The following is a 21,260-nucleotide window of genomic DNA, read 5'->3' on the forward strand; positions in this document are numbered from 1 at the left end:
CTGCCCTATAATCGCGGGCATCTCGCTTGTGGAGCCAACCATGCCTAATCTACGCCTTGCCGACCTCACCGCCGAAATCGAAGCCAACGTGCGCCGCGCGTTGCTGGAGGACATCGGTAGCGGCGACATCACCGCCCAGCTCATCCCGGCCGAGCGGCTGGCCAAGGCAACGATCATTACTCGCGAAGGGTGTGTGGTAGCCGGTACGGCTTGGGTCGATGCGGTGTTTCGTCAACTCGACCCACGCGTAGCCGTGCACTGGCAGGTGGTCGACGGCGATCGCGCCCAGCCCAACCAGCCGCTGTTTCATCTGGAAGGCCCGGCGCGGGCGCTGCTCAGCGGCGAGCGCAGTGCGCTCAATTTCCTGCAGATGCTGTCCGGGGTTGCCACGCGTGCGCGCACATTGGCGGATCTGGTAGAAGGCACGCAGGTACGGTTGCTGGACACCCGCAAGACTTTGCCTGGCTTGCGCCTGGCGCAAAAATACGCAGTGACCTGTGGCGGCTGCTACAACCACCGCATAGGCCTGTATGACGCTTTCCTGATCAAGGAAAACCATATTGCAGCCTGTGGTGGCGTCGCTGAAGCGGTACACGCCGCCCACCGCATCGCCCCCGGCAAGCCGGTGGAAATCGAGGTGGAAAGCCTGGAGGAATTGCATCAGGCGCTGAGTGCTGGCGCCGACATCATCATGCTCGATGAGCTGACGCTCGATGAGATGAAGCAAGCCGTCGGCATCACAGCCGGCAAGGCGAAGCTGGAGGCCAGCGGCGGCGTCAGCGAAACGACCCTGCGGGCCATTGCCGAAACCGGTGTGGATTACATCTCGATAGGTTCGATGACCAAGGATGTGCGAGCGGTCGACCTGTCGATGCGCCTTAGCTTGTAACACGGGGCCGCCAGGCGGCCCCGATCGAAGGATCAGAACGAGGCGTTGGCCAGGCCGTCCAGGTAGCGCTCGACGTCCAGCGCAGCCATGCAGCCCGCACCGGCCGAGGTGATGGCCTGACGGTAGACATGGTCAGCCACGTCACCTGCGGCGAATACGCCCGCGACGTTGGTGGCAGTGGCGTTGCCTTCACGGCCGCCGCTGACCACCAGGTAGCCGTCCTTGAGGGTCAGCTGGCCTTCGAACAGCGAGGTATTCGGGGTGTGGCCGATGGCGATGAACACGCCGTCTACCTTGATCTCGTCGCTGCTGCCATCGTTGTTCTTCAAGCGCGCGCCGGTCACACCCATGTTGTCGCCCAGGACTTCATCCAGGGTAGCGTTCAGCTTGAGCTCGATCTTGCCTTCGGCAACGCGGGCATGCAGCTTGTCGATCAGGATCTTCTCGGCGCGGAAGGTATCGCGGCGGTGCACCAGGGTTACCTTGCTGGCGATGTTGGCCAGGTACAGCGCCTCTTCAACGGCCGTGTTGCCGCCGCCAACCACCGCGACCGGCTTGTTGCGGTAGAAGAAGCCATCGCAGGTGGCGCAGGCCGATACACCCTTGCCCATGAACGCTTCTTCCGACGGCAGGCCCAGGTAACGAGCGCTGGCACCAGTGGCCACGATCAGGGCGTCACAGGTGTAGGTGCCGCTGTCGCCGGTCAACGTGAACGGCTTGTTGGCCAGGTCTACGGCGTTGATGTGGTCGAAGACGATTTCAGTTTCGAAACGCTCGGCGTGTTCCTGCATGCGTTGCATCAGTGCAGGGCCGGTCAGGCCGTGCGGGTCGCCCGGCCAGTTGTCGACTTCGGTGGTGGTGGTCAACTGGCCACCGGCCTGCATGCCAGTGATCAGCAGCGGCTTGAGGTTGGCACGGGCCGCGTAGACCGCTGCGCTGTAACCGGCAGGGCCGGAGCCCAGAATGATGACGCGCGAATGACGTGCTTCGGACATGTCGAACTCCTGTCGAGCGGGCTGTAAGGGCCAGCTGTGCAAATGAAGTAGGGCCTGCACCACGGGCAGGCCTGTGACGCTGAAATATGAGCGCACTGTAGCGAGGTGGCAAAGAGTAAGGAAATATCCTTAGACAATCCACCTCATAGCCATCGTCTATGTGCGTCTTTGCGTTGGCAGGGTCGAACCTTGGCTTTTGTTACCGCCGGTTTCACCCAGATGGCGCAGCTTCCGCATCACCCCGAAACTCGGTAATGTCTGCCGACTACCTTTTCTGCGGAGTGATACATGCAAGCCCCCGTTCTTTCCGGGCCACAGTACCTGCGCGAAGGCCTGAAGCTGATCCTGAGCCCTGGCCTGCGCTTGTTCGTGCTGCTGCCGCTGACCATCAACCTGCTGCTGTTCGGTGGTCTCATCTATTTTGCCGGCCACCAGTTCAGCCAGTGGCTGGACGCGCTGGTGCCCACGCTGCCAAGCTGGCTGAGCTTCCTGACCTACATCCTCTGGCCCTTGTTCGTGGTGCTGCTGGTGTTGATGGTGTTCTTCACCTTCACCTTGGTGGCCAACATCATCGCGGCACCGTTCAATGGCTTCCTGGCTGAAAAGGTGGAAGTGGTGGTGCGCGGCGACGATCATTTCCCAGCCTTCAGCTGGGCAGAGCTGCTGGCGATGATCCCCCGCACACTGGGCCGCGAAATGCGCAAGCTCGGCTACTTCCTGCCACGCGCCACCGCCTTGTTCATCCTGTCGTTGATCCCGGTGGTCAACGTGGTCGCCGCGCCGCTTTGGCTGATTTTCGGCGTATGGATGATGGCCATCCAGTACATCGACTACCCGGCCGACAACAACAAGATGAGCTGGCAAGACATGCTCGCCTGGCTGCGGGAGAAGCGCTGGCAGTCCCTGGGCTTTGGCGGGGTGACTTACCTGGCGTTGCTGATCCCGGGGGTGAATGTGGTGATGATGCCGGCGGCGGTGGCGGGGGCGACGTTGTTCTGGGTGCGCGAGAACGGCAATGCACGTGTCGTGAGCACCCCTGCGCATCGGGCCTGAGCCTGCCCCAGGCGTAACCCTACCCCATCTACAGGAGCAGACCATGAACCGCTTCAGCCCCGCCAAACTCAAGCTGTCGAAATGGACCGCAACGCAGCCGGTAAACCGTGAAAAGCACTTCCTGGTCACCGACCTGGAGCATGACGAAGCGGGCGTGCTGCTGCGCGTGGAACTGCAGGCGGTGCACAGTGGGCGCAGCGAGTGGCTGGATTGGCGGGTGCTGCGCGACGCCCAGGTGTGGGCGATGGGCTGGCGGTGAGCGCGTAAACCGGCCGTGTGCCTTTCAGGCAGCGGCTAACCTTGTACGTGTCCAAGCAGACGGCTGCGTGTCGCTTGGTTCAGGGTCACCACTGGCCTGCAAAACTGCCCAGCATCACTGCCCCAGGCGGCTGGAGAACTGCCCCACCACATCCACCACCCGCCTGGCCCCTTCCTGGATTTCCTCGATCACGCTTCCGGTCTGGTCCGCCAGCGCGCGGCCTTCTTCGGCCTGACGCTTGCTGGTGTCGATGATCGACACCGCAGCCTGGGCCAACTGCTCGTTTTGCTGCACCACACGGGCTATTTCCTCGGTAGCCGTACTGGTGCGCGAGGCCAGCTGACGCACCTCATCGGCCACCACCGCAAAGCCCCGCCCCTGCTCGCCAGCGCGGGCGGCTTCGATGGCGGCGTTGAGCGCCAGCAGGTTGGTCTGCCCGGCGATATCGCTGATGGTCTTGATGATCGAACCAATGACCCGCGACTGGGTGTCCAGCGCCTGGATGCCTTCGGCAGCCTGAAGCATCGAGGCTTCCAGCCCGCGCATGACGCTGACGCTCTGCCCGACCACCTCGGTGGCCCGGCGGGCGCTGGTGTCCGTTTCCCGCGAGGTGTTGTAGGCAACGTCCGCCGCCTGGGCCACTGCTTGCTCCTGGTTCACCTGTTCGGTGATGACCGTGGCGAACTTGACCACTTTGTAGAGCTCATCGTGGGCGTTGAAGATCGGGTTGTAGGACGCTTCCAGCCAGATTACCCGGCCGTGAGCATCGATCCGCCGAAAGCGCTCGGCAATGTATTCACCGCGACGAAGCTTGTCCCAGAATGCCTGGTAGCCCGGTGCATTGACCTCGGCAGGTTCGCAGAACATACGGTGGTGCTTGCCACGGATTTGATCCAGCCGGTACCCCACTGCCGACAGGAAGCGTTCGTTGGCGGTCAGGATCATGCCATCGAGGTCGAACTCGATGACCGCCGTCGAGCGCATCAACGCCTTGATCAGGCTCTCGTGCTCGCGGGAGGTGACGATGGTTCGGGTCAGGTCGCTCGAATGCAGGGTGAAATACTTGATGCGCCCGTCGCTACCCTTCACAGGTTGCAGGATCGTACGCAGCCAGGCTTCCTGGCCGTCCCCGCGCAGCAGGCGAAACGCGCCATTGAAATGCTCGCCCCGGCTGATGGCATTTTTCATGCGCTGGTGAAAATCCAGCGACTTGACGTGGGCAGGCACGATGTCTTCGATGTTGCGCCCAAGCAACTGGTCGGCCCTATACAGCATCTCGGTTTCGAAATTGCCATTGACCAGTTCGATTCGACCGGCCGGATCGAGTTGCAGCACCAGCATTTCGCTGTCAAGGCTGCTCTTGATTTGGTCGATGATCATCAGTTCTTCACGCAACTGCCGGATTTCTTGCTTGAGCTTGTTGTTGAACATCACCGCTCTCCTGGAGCGTGGGGGCGAATGCAACTGCATCGGCGGGGAACTGCGCCTCTTGAGTGCAGCCTCGATGAATATTCGTGCGCGTCATCGGCCGTCGTGAGCCATGCATCATGCAGGCGTCACCTCGCCGTCATACCCCGGCAATGCAGCAAGTGGATAGTCAGTTCATGAACACACCTGCTCTGCACATCTGCCTGGTCAGCGACACCTTCGCCCCGCACATCAACGGCGTGGCCTGCATTCTTTTGAACCTGAGCGAAGGGCTGCGCCTGCGTGGCCATCAGGTCAGCGTCGTCCGCCCCCGCCAGCCAGGGGAGCAGGCTTCGGGCCACAACCCTGGTGTGCGACTGTGGCGCGATTGGCCACTGCCCGGCTACACGGGGTTGCAACGCGGCGGGGTCTCCCTGCATACGCTAACAAGGCACTGGCGCCGGCAACGGCCTGATGTCATCTACATCGCCACTGAAGGCCCCGTGGGGCTGAGCGCATTGCGCACCGCTCGGCGGTTAGGGATCGCCGTTGTCAGCGGATTGCATACCCACGTTGCGCACCCTTCAGGGCAATACGGCATGGGCGTGGTAGCACGCCTGCTAAGCCTTTACCTGCGCTGGTTTCATCACCGGGCCGTCTTGACCCTCGTGCCCAGCTTGAACCAACAGCGTTGGCTCGAGCGCCGCGGCTTCGAGCGGCTGGTGCACATGGAGCGCGGCGTAGATGCGGAGCTGTTCAACCCGGCTCGTCGCAGCCAGGCGCTGCGCGAACGCTGGGGGCTGGGCCACGATGATATCGCCGTCCTGCATGTGGGACGGTTGGCACCGGAGAAAAACCTGGGGCTTTTGCAAAGCTGTTTCGAAGCTCTGCAGCGGGCTCTGCCACAGCGAAGATTACGCCTGATCCTGGTGGGGGACGGGCCACTGCGGGGGAAGCTGCTGCAGCAGGTCCCCGAGGCTGTCTTATGCGGGGTCCAGCGAGGCGAACAACTGGCCGAGCACTATGCCAGCAGTGATCTGTTTCTGTTTCCGAGCCTGACCGAGACGTTTGGCAATGTGGTGCTCGAAGCCATGGCGTCAGGGTTGGCGGTGGTCGCTTATGACCAGGCAACGGCCGCGCAGCACATCGGCCATGGCCACAATGGTGCGCTGGCCATGCCAGGCGACGTGGCAGCATTCATCGATGCTGCTTGCTGGCTGCTGCAAGACAGCGAGACCCTGCGGCGGGTGAGGCTCAATGCGCGGCAGCATGCCAGCCATCAGGGGTGGTCGAAAATCGTCGATCAGTTCGAAGCGCACCTGCTCAGCGCCTCACTGAGCACTCATGGGCGCCAAGCTACCTCGATGCAGCCACTGCCGCCGCTGTGAAGCCACCGCCGCGGCCAAGGCGAGCACCCGGTGCGTGATTAGCCAAGGGCCTTCTCGATGGCCTGGACCACCGCAGGATCATCCGGCGCCGTGCGTGGAGAGAAGCGCGCCAATACCCGCCCGTCCTTGCCCACCAGGAATTTCTCGAAATTCCAGGTGATGTCCCCCGGAAACTCCGCGCCCTCGCCCGCCAGAAGGCGATACATCGAGTGACGCTGGGGCCCATTCACATCGAGCTTGGCGCTCAGCGGAAAGCTCACGCCATAGTTCACGCGGCAGAACGCCTGGATCTGCGCTTCGCTGCCCGGCTCCTGCCCTGCGAACTGATTGCAGGGCAGGCCAAGGACCGTGAAACCTTTGTCCTTGTACGTTTGGTAGAGCTGCTCAAGCGCCGCGTACTGAGGTGTCAGGCCGCACTTGGAGGCCACGTTGACCACCAGCACTACCTGCCCCTTGTACGGTTTCAAGGACAGATCGCCACCGTCAAGCGCGTTCAACTTCAGGTCGTGAAATGCACTCATGCTGTAATCCCCTTTTCAGGTCGCCGACGGCACCTGGGCAAATTGCGCCCACTAAAAAGGCGTTCGTTCAAGCCGTCGCCTTCCTTGGGAAGGCAGGGCGGCTTGCCCGAACGCCTGGCGACTTTCTGAGCTTAGCGCAGAAAGATCAGTGGTGATGGCCACCTTCACCGTGGATGTGACGGTGAGCAATTTCTTCTTCGCTGGCGTCACGCACGTTAACGACCTTGACCTGGAAGTTCAGGCGCTGGCCGGCCAGTGGGTGGTTGCCATCGACGGTCACGTCGTCGCCGTCCACGTCACGGATGGTCACGATCTGCATCTGGCCATCGGGGGCCGATGCGTGGAACTGCATGCCCACTTCCAGCTCGTCGACGCCTTCGAACAGGCTGCGGTTCAGGGTGCTGACCAGCTCGGCCAGGTATTCGCCGTAGGCGTCTTCAGGCTCGATGGAAACGGTCAGCTCGTCGCCGGCCTGCTTGCCTTCCAGGGCCTTTTCCAGGCCTGGGATGATGTTGCCGGCACCTTGCAGGTAAACCAGCGGCGCGCCACCGGCGGAGCTGTCGATGGTCTCCCCGGCGTCGTTAGTCAGGGTATAGTCGATGGAGACAGCCTTGTTGGCGGCGATCAGCATGGGGCAAGACCTTTTGCAAAAGAATGTAGAACGCACAAGTGTAACCAAGCCATCGCCCGATTGCGAACCTCGCCTGGATCCGCCCATGTCCATCAGTCGGATCATCGGTTTTTCCCAGGATGCCGAAGGCCACTGGTTCTTCCAGTTGAGCTGTGGCCACACCCAGCACCTGCGCCACGTGCCGCCCTGGCAACTGCGCCCATGGGTGCTCGACCCCGAACAGCGTGCGCAGCGCATCGGCCAGGCGTTCCCGTGCGGTTGGTGCGCACAGGGTCCCGATAGCGCTACCCTTGATCGCTGATCCCTTGCACCGCTTATTTCGAGAAGCACGCATGCAGACTTTTTTCATCGCACCAACCGACTTTGGCGTCGGCCTTACGTCCATCAGCCTGGGCCTTGTGCGCACGCTGGAGCGCGCCGGCCTGAAAGTGGGCTTCTTCAAGCCTGTTGCCCAGCCCCACCCAGGCGACACCGGCCCGGAGCGCTCCACCGAGCTGATCGCACGTACCCATGGCATCATGCCGCCGACGCCCTTGAGCCTTGCCCAGGTCGAACGGATGCTGGGCGATGGCCAGCTGGACGAACTGCTCGAGTCGATCGTTCGCTTGTACCAGCAGGCGTGTGTGGGCAACGACGTGGTCGTGGTCGAGGGCATGGTCCCTACCCGTCACGCCAGCTACGCAGCACGCGTAAACCTGCACCTTGCCAAGAGCCTGGATGCCGAAGTGATCCTGGTATCTGCCGCCGAACAGGAAGTGCTCAGTGAACTGTCCGGCAGGGTCGAGCTACAGGCCCAGCTGTTCGGAGGTCCGCGCGACCCCAAGGTGCTGGGCGTGATTCTGAACAAGGTGCGCACCGACCAGAGCATGGAGCAATTCTCGACGCGCCTGCGTGAGCACTCGCCGCTGCTGCGCGGCGATGACTTCCGCTTGATCGGCTGCATTCCCTATCAACCAGAGCTCAACGCCCCGCGCACGCGCGATGTGGCAGAGCTGCTCGGGGCTCAGGTCCTCAATGCCGGTGACTACGAACAGCGGCGCATGACCAAGATCATCATCTGCGCCCGCACGGTGGCCAACACCGTGCCGCTGCTGACATCCGGGACCTTGGTGGTGACGCCCGGCGATCGCGACGACATCATCCTTGCCGTGAGCCTGGCAGCCATCAACGGCGTGCCGTTGGCAGGCCTGCTGCTGACCAGCGACAGCAAGCCCGATGCGCGTATCCTGGGGCTGTGCCGCGGGGCGCTACAGGCCGGGTTGCCGATCCTGTCGGTCAGCACAGGGTCCTACGACACCGCAAACCAGCTCAATGCCCTGAACCGGGAAATCCCGGTCGATGACCGCGAGCGTGCCGAGTTCATCACCGACTTCGTAGCCAGCCACCTCGACGGCGCCTGGTTGAGCCAGCGCTGCGGCGCGCCGCGCGAGATGCGCCTGTCGCCAGCCGTGTTCCGCTATCAACTGATCCAGCGCGCGCAGCAGGCCAACAAACGTATCGTCCTGCCCGAAGGTGCCGAGCCGCTGCTGGTGCAGGCAGCGGCCATCTGCCAGGCTCGCGGCATTGCCCGCTGCGTGCTGCTCGCCAAGCCTGAAGCGGTCGATGCCGTGGCCCGCGCACAGGGCATCACCCTGCCCGAAGGGTTGGAAGTTTTGGACCCGGACCTGATCCGCCAGCGCTATGTCGAGCCCATGGTGGCGCTGCGCAAAAGCAAGAACCTCAACGCACCGATGGCCGAGCAACAGCTCGAAGACCCGGTGGTCATCGGCACCATGATGCTAGCCCTGGATGAAGTCGATGGCCTGGTCTCGGGCCTGGTGCACTCGACGGCCAACACCATCCGCCCTGCATTGCAGTTGATCAAGACCGCACCGGGCGCCAGCCTGGTCTCTTCGGTCTTCTTCATGTTGTTCCCGGACCAAGTGCTGGTCTACGGCGACTGCGTGATGAACCCCCACCCCAATGCCGCCGAACTCGCCGAAATCGCGCGCCAGAGCGCTGCATCGGCGCTCACCTTCGGTATCACGCCACGGGTAGCGATGATCAGCTATTCGAGCGATTCGGCAAGCGACGAGGAAGTGGAGAAGGTGCGCGAGGCCACACGCATGGCCAGGGATGGCGGCGAGCAACTGATGATCGACGGGCCGTTGCAATACGATGCGGCCGTGAACCCTGCCGTTGCACGCGACCTGGCGCCGGGCAGTCAGGTGGCCGGCCGCGCCACGGTGTTCGTGTTTCCGGACCTGAACACCGGCAATACCACGCACAAGGCGGTGCAGCGCAGCACCGACGGCGTGAGCCTGGGGCCCATGCTGCAGGGGCTGCGCAAGCCAGTGAACGATCTACCGCGCGGGGCGCAGGTCGATGACATCGTGCACACCATTGCGCTGACCGCCATCCAGGCGAGCGAAGTGCGCTAAATGCGGGGGGCCATCAAGCGCCCCCCCAACTCGGTCAGGGATACTGCTGAACCTGGCCTTGCTGCTGGTCGTATTGCTGGCCAGGAATCGGCTTGAGGTTCACTTCCACGCGGCGGTTCTGCGCGCGGCCATTGGCATCGGCGTTGCTGGCGATGGGTTGATCCGGGCCCATGCCACGCACGGTGACCCGCGAGGCGTCCACACCCTGGGAGGTCAGGTAGCTGCTGACTGCCTGGGCACGGCGCTGGGACAGGTCCATGTTGTGCTGGCGGCTACCGGTGCTGTCGGTGAAGCCCACCACTTCGATGTTGTTCTGGTTGAACTGCTTGAACGAGCCGGCCAGGTTGTTCAACGGCGCGTAGAAACTTGGCGAGATGTTGGCCGAGTCAGTGGCGAAGGTGATGTTGCCGGGCATGATCAGTTTGATCTGATCGCCCTGGCGCTGAACCTCGACACCGGTGTTGGCCATTTTCGCGCGCAGTTCGGCTTCCTGCTTGTCGGCGTAGTAGCCGTAGCCAGCCGCCGCGGCGCCTATGGCCGCAGCACCGATCAGTGCGCCCTTGCCACGGTGGTTGTGATCGATCGCGGCGCCGGCCACGGCACCGGCCAGGGCACCCAGGCCTCCGTACTTGGCGGTCTTGCTCATGCCGCCGCCATCTTGCCCCTGGTTCTCATAGGGGTTCTGCCCCGCACAGCCGGTCATCAGGGCAGCAGTGGTTGCGACGATAATCAGGCGACGCATGGTGAACATGGGCAAGCTCCTCGTATTGATCATGTAGGCCGTAGGTCTGGAACGGCTCTATGTCAGGCTTGGAGTGTCTTGCCGGGTGAAAATTCCGCACCCGCCTGCGCATTTCTGCACCGCCCTGCTCACTCCTCAGGGCAAGTACAACCGGAATAGGCCGCCTCCAAGCGCACCCCCGTTGGAGATGTCGATGCGGCCCTGTACGCCGCCGCTTTCATGCAAGGCCGCAATACGCGCAGCGAAATACAAGCCAAGGCCCGTGCTACCACTGGTGGAGTCGATGCCCTGGATGTATTCCTGTTGCCGTTCGATCATGCGCGCCGGGTAGCCGGGCCCGTCATCGTTGATGCAGATGACCAGTTGGTTGTCTGCCTCTTCGATGGTAATCAGCAGGGCCTTTTCGGCGAACCGCGTGGCATTGGTGATGACGTTGGTCACCACCGAGGCCACCAGTTCACGGTCGAAGAAGCCCAGGGGATTATCGGTATCGATGCGCCAGTTCGCCTCGATGGCATTGTGTTGCAGCACTTCTTCATGGGCCGCCAACTGCGCTTCGATGAAGTCGTCGAGTTCGTGGTAGTCCGGGCACACCGGCAGTTGATTAACGCCGAGCTTGTACAAGCCCAGCAACTGCACCAGCATGCCATTGAGGTGCCGGAACTCATGTTCCATCACCCCCTGTTCCGCGCCACCGCGCAGCTCTTCAGGCAAGCGCTGGACCCACTGGCTGTGGGACTGGATCAGTGCCGAGAGCGAATTCTTCAGGTCGTGCACGGTGGAGGCGATCACCGTGGAAAAATCCAGCCCCTGATTATCAAGATTCATGCGCCGAACACCCGGGTATGCAGTTTGCGGTAGCGGTCATAGCGATTATCGCTGGCGGGGATACCGGCCACGCTCGTCAAGGCGTCGCGGCACTCCTGCATGATCGCAGGCTGAGGATTCTCTCCGCCAATGCGCAGCAGCGCCTGGGCGGTATTGAGGGCGATACTGATGTTCCTGGGCTGCAGGCCCAACGCTTTACGGAACAGCTGCAACGCCTCGCCGAGCTGACCTCCCTGGTAACTGCGCACGCCTTGACGATTGAGCGTGACGGCTTCGGTAATGGCGTTCAGCACGCTGGGGTCATCCGTCAGCTGGCCTACTCGTTCCATGACCTTGGGGTCGTCGCCATAACTCTCCACACAGCTTCTGAGCACGCCGATGGCCGCGGCATCCTGCCCCGATGCCTGTAATTGCCGAGCAACGGTCAGGGCCGCATCGACCGAGAAGAACTGGTTCATCTTTTCCAGGCGCTGGACGGCCTGGTCGGTCAGCTTGGCAGCGGTCTCCGGGTCACCGGCCTGCTGCAGGCTGGCAGCTTTCATCATGCGGGCACGCACCTGAAGGCCCTGGTCTTCCGGGTTTTCCTTGGCCACCTCGCTGAGCGTGGTGTTGATCTCGACCCGGGTGCGCGCGTCCAGGCCAAAGCCTGCATTGCGGCTCATCAACGCCTGCACCAGGCCCAGGTTATTCTCGGCATCCTTGTAGCGTGAGCTCTGCCCTTGATTCACGGCATGCCGGAACGCCTTGGACGCGCTGTCGAAGTCTTCGTTGGCCAACGCCAGCTTGCCCAGCTTCGATTGGCGCCGAACCGATAACGGCGAGAGGCGCACGGCCTCCTCCAACAGCCCTTGGGCGCGCTTGGTTTCGCCTTGCGCCTCCAGCACATCGGCCATGCCATCGTAGAGACTGGGCATGATCGGGAAGGCCTTGAGCGCCTGCTCGTAGACGGCCTGGGCCTGGGCAAGCTGCCCGCGCTTGTGCATCAAGCTGCCCAATGCCGCGTACACCCAGGGCTGCGGGCGGCTGGCGAGAATGGCCTTGAGAAACTTCTCGAGTTCTTCGAAGCGGTTGAGGTTGCGCAGCGCATCGGCCCGGTAGCGCAGGCACAGCGGCGCCAGGCGCGGGTCGCGCTTGCACAGCTCGGCGCAGGCTGCCAGCACTTCACCAGGGCGATTGCGGTCCAGCGCCTGGAGGATCGGCTTTAGCAGTGCCTTGCGTTGGTAGAGTTTTTCCACCCGCTGGGCAAGGCCTACCCGGTTGAAGGGCTTGGTCAGGTAGGCGTCGGGCTCGTGCTCGATGGCGCTGAGCACAATGGCCTGGCTGCTTTCGGCGGTGACCATGATGAACACGCATTCGTGGCTGATGTGCTTGTCGATGATCAGGTCTTCGAGCACCTGCTGGCCGTTTTTCTTGCCATCCCCCAAGTGAAAGTCTTGCAGGATGCAGTCATAACGCTTCTGGGCGCACATGCGCAGCGCCTGCTCGCCACTGTCGGCGGTGTCCACGTCGCGAACGCCCAGCTCGCGCAGCATGGAGCGGGTCGACGTGCGAAAGTCGGTGAAGTCGTCAACGATCAGAAAACTCTTTTGCCCGAACTGCAGCATCAACACGACCTGCCCTGGAAGAAATGGAAAGATGGCACGAGGCGAACCACCGAACGCTGTATCGGCAGGCGGTCGGAAAAGATAAGCGAGGTGTACGCGCCACTTGCAAGGTGGCATCAGGCCAGCATTTTAGCTACCCGCCGCATGCCCTGCCACTCTCACTCCAGCAAGCCAAGCGCCTTGGCCCTGGCCACGGCTTGGGTGCGGCGCTCTACCCCCAGCTTGCTGTTGATGTGGCTGGCGTGCGTCTTGACCGTGTGCAGCGAAATGAACAGCCGCTCGCTGATCTGCTGGTTAGACCAGCCCTGGGCGATCAGCTCCAGCACTGCCCGCTCGCGGCTACTGAGCGCATCAGCACTGGCGCTGGTGCATGGCAAGCCGGGCAGGCGCTCAAGCAACTGGGCCCTAACCGGACAGTTTTCGCTGCTCTGGACCTGATCGCGCAGCCACTGCGGGTAGCGTTGCAGCAGCTCCTGAAACGGCTGCAACACACCGCCCCTGGCCGCCTGCAGCAGTGTCGGCAGCAAGCGTGCTGCCTGCGCCTGATGCCCCTGATCCAGGTGCAAGGCGATCAAGGGGCACAAGGCGCTGACCATCAGCATCATGCCCCCACAACCCTGGCCGCGCTCGGCAAGCTGTTCAAGGTTGCGCGCCGCCTCTGCTTCACGCCCCTGAATGCGGTCGAGCGCGGCTTGCTGCAAAGCGACATGGCAGGGCAACAACGGGTGAAATTCGGGCGCCAGTGCCGCCTGCGCGCCGCCGTAGGTCTGCCCCAGGCGCGACAGCCAGGATTCGGCGAGATCCATGCGCCCTTGCGCGAGCCAGAGCTCGCATTTGACCAGGGTGATCATCGCCAGGTAGTACACCGGGGGCACATCCCAGATATGCATCAGACGTTCGGCTTCGGCGAGTTCCGTGAACGCCTCGGCAAAGCGCCCTTCCCGGCCGTCGAGCATGGCAATCACGCAATGACCGATGAGCACACTGATGTCGCGGCAGGCACGTGCCTCGCCCAGGCCACCACGCAGCCGAGCAAGCCCCTGCTCCGGGCACAGGTGTGCGACCAGCAGATACCCTTCGTACAAGGTCAGCCGCGCCCGGATCGCATACAACCGCTGTGCGGACAACCCGTGCAAACGCTGTAGCCCTTCGCGCACTTCGCCCAGTGCTCGCACAACCTCGCCTCGGGCGTGCAATACCCGGGCCCTGTCATAGTGGGCCAAGGCCTCGAACAATGGGTTGCCCACGCGCTGCGCCAGCTCCAGCGCTTCTCGGTTCCAACCGCGCGCACGCCAGAAGTCGCCCTCGGCGATTGCCAGGTTCGACAATGTCGACAGGCACACCAGGCGCTGGCCATACCGTTTGCAGGGCAGGCTCTGCAGTGCTTCGGTGCAGCAAGTCAGGGTGCGTTCACGATCGCCTCGGCCTCTGGCGATCACGCCGCTCAGTGCCAGCCACTGGGCGAGCATGGACTTCTGGGCAGTGGCAGAAGGCGCCGGCAGAAAGCGCCCCAGATGGCTTGCCAGTTCCTCGGCAGCGTCGAGCTGGCACGCCAGGCCAAGGGCCCAGCTGTACAACACGATCAGGCGCGGTGTGCTGACCAGCAGGCTGTCAGGCAGGTCCATTTTCCAACGCAGCAACATGGCGACGTTCTGCTCGGCCAGCAACTGCTCTTCGGACAGGCTTTGCACGAGGTCGGCCGCCGCGTTCAGGTCGCCCCCGCGCAACGCCTGCTCCACCGCCTCATCCAGCAAGCCTTGGGCCTGGAACCAGCAAGAGGCACGCAGGTGCCGCTCGGTCAAAGGCTCGCGTGCCTGGCGGCTGCGAAGCAGATCGGAGAACAGGTGGTGGTAGCGAAACCACCGGCCATGCTCATCCAGGGGCACCAGAAACACCTGGTGCGATTGCAGAAAATCCAGGATCGCGTTGCTGTCCTGTTGCAGCCGTACCGCGTCGCATAGAGGCGCGCAGAAGCGTTCCAGGCACGCCGTCTCGTCGAGAAAGCGCTGCACAGGCGCAGGCAGTATGTCGATCACTTCTTCGAGCAGATAATCGCGGATCAGGCCTTCGCCACCGTGCAACGCCTGGGGCAGAACGTTTTCATCGCTCGACTCGCTGGCGGCCAGCTGCCAGAAACGCAGCCCGGCCACCCAGCCATCGCTGCGCTGGATGAGGTTGTCCAGCGCTTGGCCACGCAGGCCAGTGGGCCTGCGCCCCAGCACCGCCAGCGACTCCTCGGCGGTCAGTCGCAGGTCCTGCTCGTTCAGTTCGGCCAATTGCCGGCAGAGGCGAAGGCGTGCCAGGTGCCAGTCCGGGCGCTGACGACTGGTCACCAGCAACACAAGGCCTGCGGGCAAGTGGTTCAGGAAGAATTGCAGGCAGTGGTCCAGGACGGGCCCCTGGGCAAGGTGGTAGTCGTCCAGCACCACCAGCAAGGGCGACTCACTGCGCAGGTTCAGCGCCAACGCGTCGAGCACCGTGCCAAGCCACGGCTCGAACGCGAACGGCTGGTGGCGCTGGCGCATCTTCAACAGCGCCATCGCCTGCCCATCCATGGCTGGGCAGTGCTGCTGCAACCCGTCGAGCAGACGCTCCAGAAAGCGCCCGGGATCGGCATCTCGCTGGCTCAAGCCCAACCACAGCGTGCGCCAGTGGGCAGGCAGCGTCTCGCAGAACTCGATGGCCAGTGAACTCTTGCCGAAGCCCGCGGGCGCACTGATCAGCAGCAACCGCCCGCCCAGCCCGGCTTGCAGGCGCTGGCACAGACGCTGACGCGGGACATGGCCGTCGGGCAAGGGCGGTCGAAAGAAATGCTCGTCCATCAGGCCCACGGCCTGGCTGGTGCATCCATGCGTACGGGACAGATCTGTCATGGCCGGCTCGTTCTGGGTGGAAAAATACGGCGTAAGGGTGGTTGCGAGACTAGCGGTTAACGCCCTGCATTTGAAGTTGGCGGGGAGACTGCGTCGGAAAAAGACTACGACAAAAAGCAACAGCGCCGGTCGACGCAGGCTGGGATGGGGGCTTTGGCGGGGTATTCAGACGGTTTATCGCACCGGCCTGGCGCATCTGCTGGGACTGGCACCCTTGCATGGGCGCGATGGGGCCACCGAGCGTGGCCCCATCATTTTATGGCTTCGCTGTCAGCGGATGCCCGACTGACGCAGGGCCGCAGGCTGGAAGTCGGCCTTGCTGGCAGTAAAGTTGAAGTTGTAGGCACGCTTTTCTTCGTTCTTCATGCCCAAGGCCAGGTAGCGCCCCGATTGCAGGTCATAGATGGCTTCCAGGGTGATCCATGGTACCTCGACGTTGTAGTACGGCTGCGAATGGGCTTCAGAGACGCGCCACAGCTGGTTGCGCCCGTCATACTGGTCGATCACGGCAGCTTGCCAGGTGTCTTCGTCGATGTAGAAGTCACGCTTGGCGTAGATATGTCGCTGGCCGGGCTTGAGTGTGGCCACCACATGCCAGACGCGGCGCAGCTCGTAGCGGGCCAGGTCCTGGTTGATGTGCCCTGCCTTGATGATGTCGGCGTACTTGAGCTTCGGGTCGTCGAGCTTGAAGGCGTTGGAGGCGATGTACAGCTCCTTTTTACCTTCGAGCTTCCAGTCATAGCGGTCCGGAGCGCCGTTGAACATGTCCAGGTTATCGGAGGTGCGCAGGCCGTCGGCAGCCGTCCCCGGGCCGTCGTACGACACCTGCGGCGCCTGACGTACGCGGCGTTGGCCGGCGTTGTAGATCCATGCCTTGCGCGGTTCCTTGACCTGGTCGAGGGTTTCGTGAACGAGCAGCACGGTGCCTGCAAGGCGTGCCGGCGCGGTCACTTCCTGCTTGAAGTAGAACAGGATGTTGCCTGGATTGTTGGGGTCGTAGTCTTTCATCCGATCACGGAACACGAACTGATCAGAGAAAGACACCGGGTTGAAGGAACCATTCTGCTGCGGGGTCGCCTGGATGACCTGGCGGCTCACACTGCCACCGCGGTAGCGAGTGATGTGGTTCCAGATCACTTCCAGCCCGTTCTGTGGGATGGGGAACGGCACTGCCGTGCGGAAGTTGTTCAGGCCGTTACCACCTTCCACCAGGGTTGCCTGGGTGGCGTTTTCCTTGATTGCAGCAAACACCTCGGCCGGTACCGTTGACCCACGGTGCGTCTTGTAGACAGGCAACTTGTAGGTGTCCGGGTAGCGCTTGAGCATGGCCATCTGGCCTGGAGACAGTTTGTCCTTGTACTGGTCGGCGTTCTGCGCGGTGATGGTGAACAGCGGTTGCTCGGTACCGTAGGGGTCGGCGAGGAAGCCTTTGCCATCGACGCTGCCGGCCGTCTTCGAAAGCGGCTGCCAGGGCCCGATGGAGCCATCGGCGTTGCCGGCCTTTTCTGCGCCCATCGGGGTCAGGGTGTTGCCCAATTTGGCCGCTTCGCCGGCCGGTACTGCCGCCATCACGCTGGTTGCCAGCAGGGACAGGCCCAGCACACCGGCTTGCAGCAGACTTCTGGTGTTGTTCATGTCGTGTCGTCCTGGATCCGTATGCTTAGAAGTTCACGCCGAAGCTGAGGGCGAGGAAGTCGCGGTCATCCACGGTGCTGTACTTGCCGTCGAAGAAATTGGTGTACGACAGGCTGGCGGTGTAGGTGTTCTGGTACTCGGCATCGAGCCCCAGGCTGACGGCCTTGCGGCCCTCCTCGAAGTTGCCGCCTGGGCCTGGCGAGTAACCGGAGACGTCATGAGACCAGGCCACGCTCGGCTTGAGGTTGACGCCTGCGAACACATCGTTGTAGTCCCAGATGACCCGGGCGCGGTAGCCCCACGAGGTGCTGGTGGTGTAGCCGTCGTTCTCGCACTTGCGGTTCAGGTTGGCCGTCGAGGCACCGGCACCTGCGCCAGCAATGGTGCTGGTGTTGAGCGCCTGGCAGGTATTGGCCCCACCGGTGGCGGGCAACGGGCCAGGGCCGAACACCGGATCGCGGCCGTAGCGTGTGTCGTAGGCGCTTTCCAGGCCGCCCACATGGGTCACGCCCAGCTCGCCTACCACGGTCATGCGGCTGGCGCCCATCACCTGGTCGAAGAAGTGGGTCAGGGTGGTCTGGAACTGAGTGACTTCCTTGCGCCGGTAGCCATGCAGGTCCTGACCAGGCACGCCATCGAGCAGCGACGCGTTGCTCAAGGCGCCGCCCAGCGGGCGCACACCGGCGAACAGGATGTCGGTGGTGTTGAGCTGCACAGGTGCGTTGGGGCGGTAGCTGATCTCACCGCTCCAGGCGGTGCCGGTGGGCAGCGTGGTGGAGAAGCTCAGGCCATACAGGCGAATGTCTTCGGGGTACTCGACGAAGTACTTGGAGTTGCCAGCCACGATCAACGGTGCCAGTGCACGCAACTGCGCTGGAAGGGTCGGGATGGCGGAGAAGACCGAAGGCGATGCGCCGGTTGCGCTGAAGATCGGCGCACGGCTGTGGTAGTTCATGAAGTAGGCGCCAAACTCGGTGTCCAGCGGTTCGAACATGTAGCGCATGGCCACACCGAACTGACCGCTGTCACGGGCATCGCGGTCGCCGCCACGGCGCACCATCACCCCTTCTTCGTTGATGTTTACGCCGCGGGTGGCCAGGAACTGGCGAGCGGCGGCAGGCACGGTACGGCTGCTGTTGAGCACGCGCAGGTTGTCGGTGCAGCCGTCGGCAATGATGTCTGGCTGTGAGAAGAAGGTGCCGCAGTTGTCGACGACGGTCTGGTCCCACTCGAGCTGGTAGAAGGCCTCGGCCGACAGGTTGTCGGTCAGGCTCTGGGACACATAGAACATGTTGACCGGAATCAGGCCTTCCTTGATCTCGGCCCCTGGCCGGCGAAACGCCGACACGTCGATCGGGTTGATGGCATTGATGCCGCTGCCGATGAAGGTGCTCTCGCCCCAGCTGACCACTTGCTTGCCCAGGCGCACCGAGCCCGGCTGATCGCCGATGGAGTAGTTGTGGTAGACGAAGGCGTCGAGCAGCTCGGCACCCGAGGACTTGGCCCCTTCCTTGCGGTTGGAGTCGCTGATGTCCTTGAAACGCCGGCCCTCGTCCTTGAGTTCGAAGTCGTACCAGTACTTGCCGCGCACGAAGATGCCGGTATCGCCGTACTTGAGCTCCAGGTCGTGGATGCCCTTGAAGATCTTGGAGAAGGTCTCGCCCTTCTTGAAGTTGAGGTGGCCGTCGTCGGACGTTTGCGAAAGGCCCTTGCCGCCGTTGTTGACCCCGATCAGGTTGCGGTTGGGGTTGGCCGTGGACCAACTGGCGCCGATGGAGAGCGACGAGTCGAACTGGCCTTCGATTTCACCGATGTTGAAACTGACCGCGAAAGCGGGACTGGCAAGGGTGGACGCCAGGCTTACAGCCATGGGCAACCTGGCCCTGCGCCAGAACGGGTTTGCAGATTTCATCGACGCTACTCCATGTTCTTTTTTGTTATGGCAGTGGTGCTTCAAGGAACGGCCCGAACGACCGGTGTGCAAGCCTGCGCCTGCTCACCCTCCCCTCCCGAAAGCCCCTGGCCCCGACTATAGCCAGCAAGGCACAGGCGCTCGATCCCTCTAAAGTGTGATTTGCGCTCCGTGCCGCCAGGGCGGTGCTGTGTGCTCCGACTGCGCCCCGGCCGTGCCGAAGAATGGCGCATTTGCGCAATTTGGCAAGCACTGCACCGCTCTGGCATGCGGGTTGGCCCGGGACAGATTGCCGCATGCCCGCTTTCACAGGGTGGACAGGAAGGCACTGTTACCGGCCTGCCACTCGATAATGTCCTGGCGGATGCGTTTCTTGTCGAGCTTGCCGACACTGGTCTTGGGAATTTCAGTAACAAGGGCGACCTGACTGGGGATGGCCCACTTATTGATGCGCCCTTGCTCCACGAACGGCTTGAGGTGCTCCTTGAGTGCCTTGGCGTCGATCGCCTGGCCTTCGCGCACCACCACCAGGGCAAAGGGGCGCTCGCCCCACTGCGGGTCGGCAGCCCCGACCACCGCCACTTCCCGCACAGCCGGATGCGCGCTGATCATGTCTTCCAAATCCAGCGAAGACAGCCATTCGCCGCCGGTCTTGATCACATCCTTGATGCGATCGCGGATGTCGATGAAACCCATGCTGTCGAGCGTGGCGACGTCGCCGGTGTGCAGCCAGCCGTTCTCCCACAAGGCCTGGCTCTTTTCCGGCTCTTTGAAATAGCCCTGCGTCAACCATGGCGCGCGCAGCACCAGTTCACCCTGGCTTTCACCGTCGGCGGGCAGGAAACGCCCTTGTGCATCGATGATGGCCGCCTCCACCAGCGGCACCGGTACACCGGCCTTGATGCGGTAACTGATGCGCTCATCTTCGGTGCCGGCCTGCAGCTCGTCGTTGAGGTGCGCGGCACTGATCAACGGGCACGTCTCGGACATGCCATAGGCCGCTGTCAGCTGAATGCCGCGGGCGTAGGCCGCATCGTAGAGCGAACGGTTCAGCGCACTGCCGCCGATGATGATTTTCCAACCGCCGAAATCCACACCTTTGCCGTGAGGGCAGTTGAGCAGCATCTGCAGGATGGTGGGCACGCAGTGGGAGAAGGTGACCCGCTCTTCGCGCCATAGCTTGAGCAGCATCTCGGGCTCGTAACGCCCCGGGTACACCTGTTTGACGCCCAGCATGGTCGCAACGTACGGAATACCCCAGGCATGCACGTGGAACATGGGGGTGATGGGCATGTACACGTCATCGCTACCCAGCAGCCGCACACTGTCAATGCTGCCCATGACCGAGGCTTCGGCCAGCGTATGCAAGACCAGTTGCCGATGGGTGAAATACACCCCCTTGGGGTTGCCCGTGGTGCCTGTGGTGTAGAAGGTGGTGGCGACCGAGTGTTCGTCGAAGTCGGGGAAATCGTACTGCGTGCTCGCGCCAGCCAACAGCTGTTCATACTCGCCGACCAGGTTAGGCAAGGCCGCCTGGGTGTCCGCCCCATCGGTCAGCAGCACGGTGCGCTCGACCGTGGTCAGCTGGCCGGCAATGGACTGGTACAACTCGATGAAGTCGCTGTTGACCAGCACCAGCCGGTCTTCGGCATGATTCATGGTGTAAAGAATCTGGTCGGGCGAGAGGCGCACGTTGATGGTATGCACCACCGCCCCGATCATCGGGATGGCGAACATACACTCAAGGTAGCGGTGGCTGTCCCAGTCCATCACTGCCACGGTGTCACCGGCCTTGACGCCAGCTTCGCTCAGCACGTTGGCCAACTGCGCGATGCGCTGGTTCAACTGGGCGTAGGTCAGCCGCACCTGGTCCCGGTAGACGATCTCACGGGTTTTTTCGTAGCGGCTGGCCGACATCAGCAGGCGTTTGATCAGCAGGGGGTAGGCATAGGCGTCGTCGGCGGGCTTGAGGAGACGGGTCTGCAGCATAAATATCCCTTTTATTGAGGCGAGGGCTTGCAAGGCGTGGCGTCACTGTAGTGTGCGACTGCGCCGGTCAAATCAGCCGAAGGAATGATTTGGCCAATGCAGCCTGAGGCGCCA

At 62.8% G+C, this 21,260-nt stretch carries 17 protein-coding genes; 6 read left to right on the plus strand and 11 right to left on the minus strand.

Annotated elements, in window-relative coordinates; all coding sequences use genetic code 11:
• Window positions 1-40: 40 nt before the first annotated feature.
• On the plus strand, window positions 41-889 hold the full coding sequence (nadC, locus tag MOP87_RS17150; RefSeq protein ID WP_028688118.1) for a carboxylating nicotinate-nucleotide diphosphorylase: 849 nt from the start codon (window positions 41-43) through the stop codon (window positions 887-889).
• 32 nt (window positions 890-921) lie between these two features.
• Here the strand turns inward: nadC and trxB are convergent, their stop codons facing one another.
• On the minus strand, window positions 922-1,884 hold the full coding sequence (gene trxB, locus MOP87_RS17155; protein WP_027916588.1) for a thioredoxin-disulfide reductase: 963 nt from the start codon (window positions 1,882-1,884) through the stop codon (window positions 922-924).
• A 288-nt stretch (window positions 1,885-2,172) separates the two neighbouring features.
• On the opposite strand from trxB, the gene cysZ reads away from it, so the two are divergent.
• Window positions 2,173-2,937, plus strand: a complete 765-nt coding sequence (cysZ, locus tag MOP87_RS17160) for a sulfate transporter CysZ (RefSeq protein WP_110606933.1) — start codon at window positions 2,173-2,175, stop codon at window positions 2,935-2,937.
• A 43-nt stretch (window positions 2,938-2,980) separates the two neighbouring features.
• Window positions 2,981-3,196 carry a TIGR02450 family Trp-rich protein gene (locus tag MOP87_RS17165; RefSeq protein ID WP_023534670.1) on the plus strand — a complete coding sequence of 72 codons (216 nt, stop codon included), beginning with the start codon at window positions 2,981-2,983 and terminating at the stop codon, window positions 3,194-3,196.
• Window positions 3,197-3,310: 114 nt separating this feature from the next.
• Here the strand turns inward: MOP87_RS17165 and MOP87_RS17170 are convergent, their stop codons facing one another.
• Window positions 3,311-4,627 carry a PAS domain-containing methyl-accepting chemotaxis protein gene (locus MOP87_RS17170; protein ID WP_028688115.1) on the minus strand — a complete coding sequence of 439 codons (1,317 nt, stop codon included), beginning with the start codon at window positions 4,625-4,627 and terminating at the stop codon, window positions 3,311-3,313.
• Between the two features lie 173 nt (window positions 4,628-4,800).
• Between MOP87_RS17170 and MOP87_RS17175 the strand changes: the two genes are divergently transcribed.
• Window positions 4,801-5,991, plus strand: coding sequence for a glycosyltransferase family 1 protein (locus MOP87_RS17175; protein ID WP_242809841.1), 1,191 nt, complete (start codon window positions 4,801-4,803; stop codon window positions 5,989-5,991).
• A 38-nt stretch (window positions 5,992-6,029) separates the two neighbouring features.
• Here the strand turns inward: MOP87_RS17175 and MOP87_RS17180 are convergent, their stop codons facing one another.
• The gene (locus tag MOP87_RS17180) at window positions 6,030-6,512 is read right to left on the minus strand and encodes a glutathione peroxidase (protein ID WP_027916592.1); all 483 of its coding nucleotides are present in this window, start codon (window positions 6,510-6,512) and stop codon (window positions 6,030-6,032) included.
• 145 nt (window positions 6,513-6,657) lie between these two features.
• On the minus strand, window positions 6,658-7,143 hold the full coding sequence (locus MOP87_RS17185) for a peptidylprolyl isomerase (RefSeq protein ID WP_027916593.1): 486 nt from the start codon (window positions 7,141-7,143) through the stop codon (window positions 6,658-6,660).
• Between MOP87_RS17185 and MOP87_RS17190 the strand changes: the two genes are divergently transcribed.
• Both MOP87_RS17190 and pta read left to right on the plus strand, forming a co-directional pair.
• Window positions 7,142-7,444: a DUF3565 domain-containing protein gene (locus MOP87_RS17190; RefSeq protein WP_242809842.1), complete on the plus strand. Its 303-nt coding sequence runs from the start codon at window positions 7,142-7,144 to the stop codon at window positions 7,442-7,444. The two genes, MOP87_RS17185 and MOP87_RS17190, sit on opposite strands and share 2 nt — an antisense overlap.
• A 31-nt stretch (window positions 7,445-7,475) precedes the next feature.
• Window positions 7,476-9,563, plus strand: a complete 2,088-nt coding sequence (pta, locus tag MOP87_RS17195) for a phosphate acetyltransferase (RefSeq protein WP_027916595.1) — start codon at window positions 7,476-7,478, stop codon at window positions 9,561-9,563.
• A 34-nt stretch (window positions 9,564-9,597) separates the two neighbouring features.
• Here the strand turns inward: pta and MOP87_RS17200 are convergent, their stop codons facing one another.
• The 7 genes from MOP87_RS17200 to MOP87_RS17230 form a co-directional block, all read right to left on the minus strand.
• Entirely contained in the window at window positions 9,598-10,314 is a 717-nt protein-coding gene (locus MOP87_RS17200; protein WP_028688113.1) for an OmpA family protein, read from the minus strand.
• Window positions 10,315-10,440: 126 nt separating this feature from the next.
• Complete coding sequence (locus MOP87_RS17205) at window positions 10,441-11,133, minus strand: HAMP domain-containing sensor histidine kinase (RefSeq protein WP_027916597.1); 693 nt, start codon at window positions 11,131-11,133, stop codon at window positions 10,441-10,443.
• The gene (locus MOP87_RS17210) at window positions 11,130-12,737 is read right to left on the minus strand and encodes a tetratricopeptide repeat-containing response regulator (protein WP_027916598.1); all 1,608 of its coding nucleotides are present in this window, start codon (window positions 12,735-12,737) and stop codon (window positions 11,130-11,132) included. The genes MOP87_RS17205 and MOP87_RS17210 overlap by 4 nt, the downstream gene beginning before the upstream one ends.
• A 158-nt stretch (window positions 12,738-12,895) precedes the next feature.
• The gene (locus MOP87_RS17215) at window positions 12,896-15,610 is read right to left on the minus strand and encodes a LuxR C-terminal-related transcriptional regulator (protein WP_028688111.1); all 2,715 of its coding nucleotides are present in this window, start codon (window positions 15,608-15,610) and stop codon (window positions 12,896-12,898) included.
• Between the two features lie 270 nt (window positions 15,611-15,880).
• The gene (locus tag MOP87_RS17220) at window positions 15,881-17,245 is read right to left on the minus strand and encodes a DUF1329 domain-containing protein (protein WP_027916600.1); all 1,365 of its coding nucleotides are present in this window, start codon (window positions 17,243-17,245) and stop codon (window positions 15,881-15,883) included.
• Window positions 17,246-17,270: 25 nt separating this feature from the next.
• On the minus strand, window positions 17,271-19,157 hold the full coding sequence (locus MOP87_RS17225; protein ID WP_028688110.1) for a DUF1302 domain-containing protein: 1,887 nt from the start codon (window positions 19,155-19,157) through the stop codon (window positions 17,271-17,273).
• Between the two features lie 306 nt (window positions 19,158-19,463).
• Complete coding sequence (locus MOP87_RS17230; protein WP_027916602.1) at window positions 19,464-21,146, minus strand: fatty acid--CoA ligase; 1,683 nt, start codon at window positions 21,144-21,146, stop codon at window positions 19,464-19,466.
• Window positions 21,147-21,260 lie beyond the last annotated feature (114 nt).

Origin of the sequence: Pseudomonas sp. I3-I5, from assembly GCF_022699445.1 — a bacterium.
Taxonomy (GTDB): Bacteria; Pseudomonadota; Gammaproteobacteria; order Pseudomonadales; family Pseudomonadaceae; genus Aquipseudomonas; species Aquipseudomonas fulva.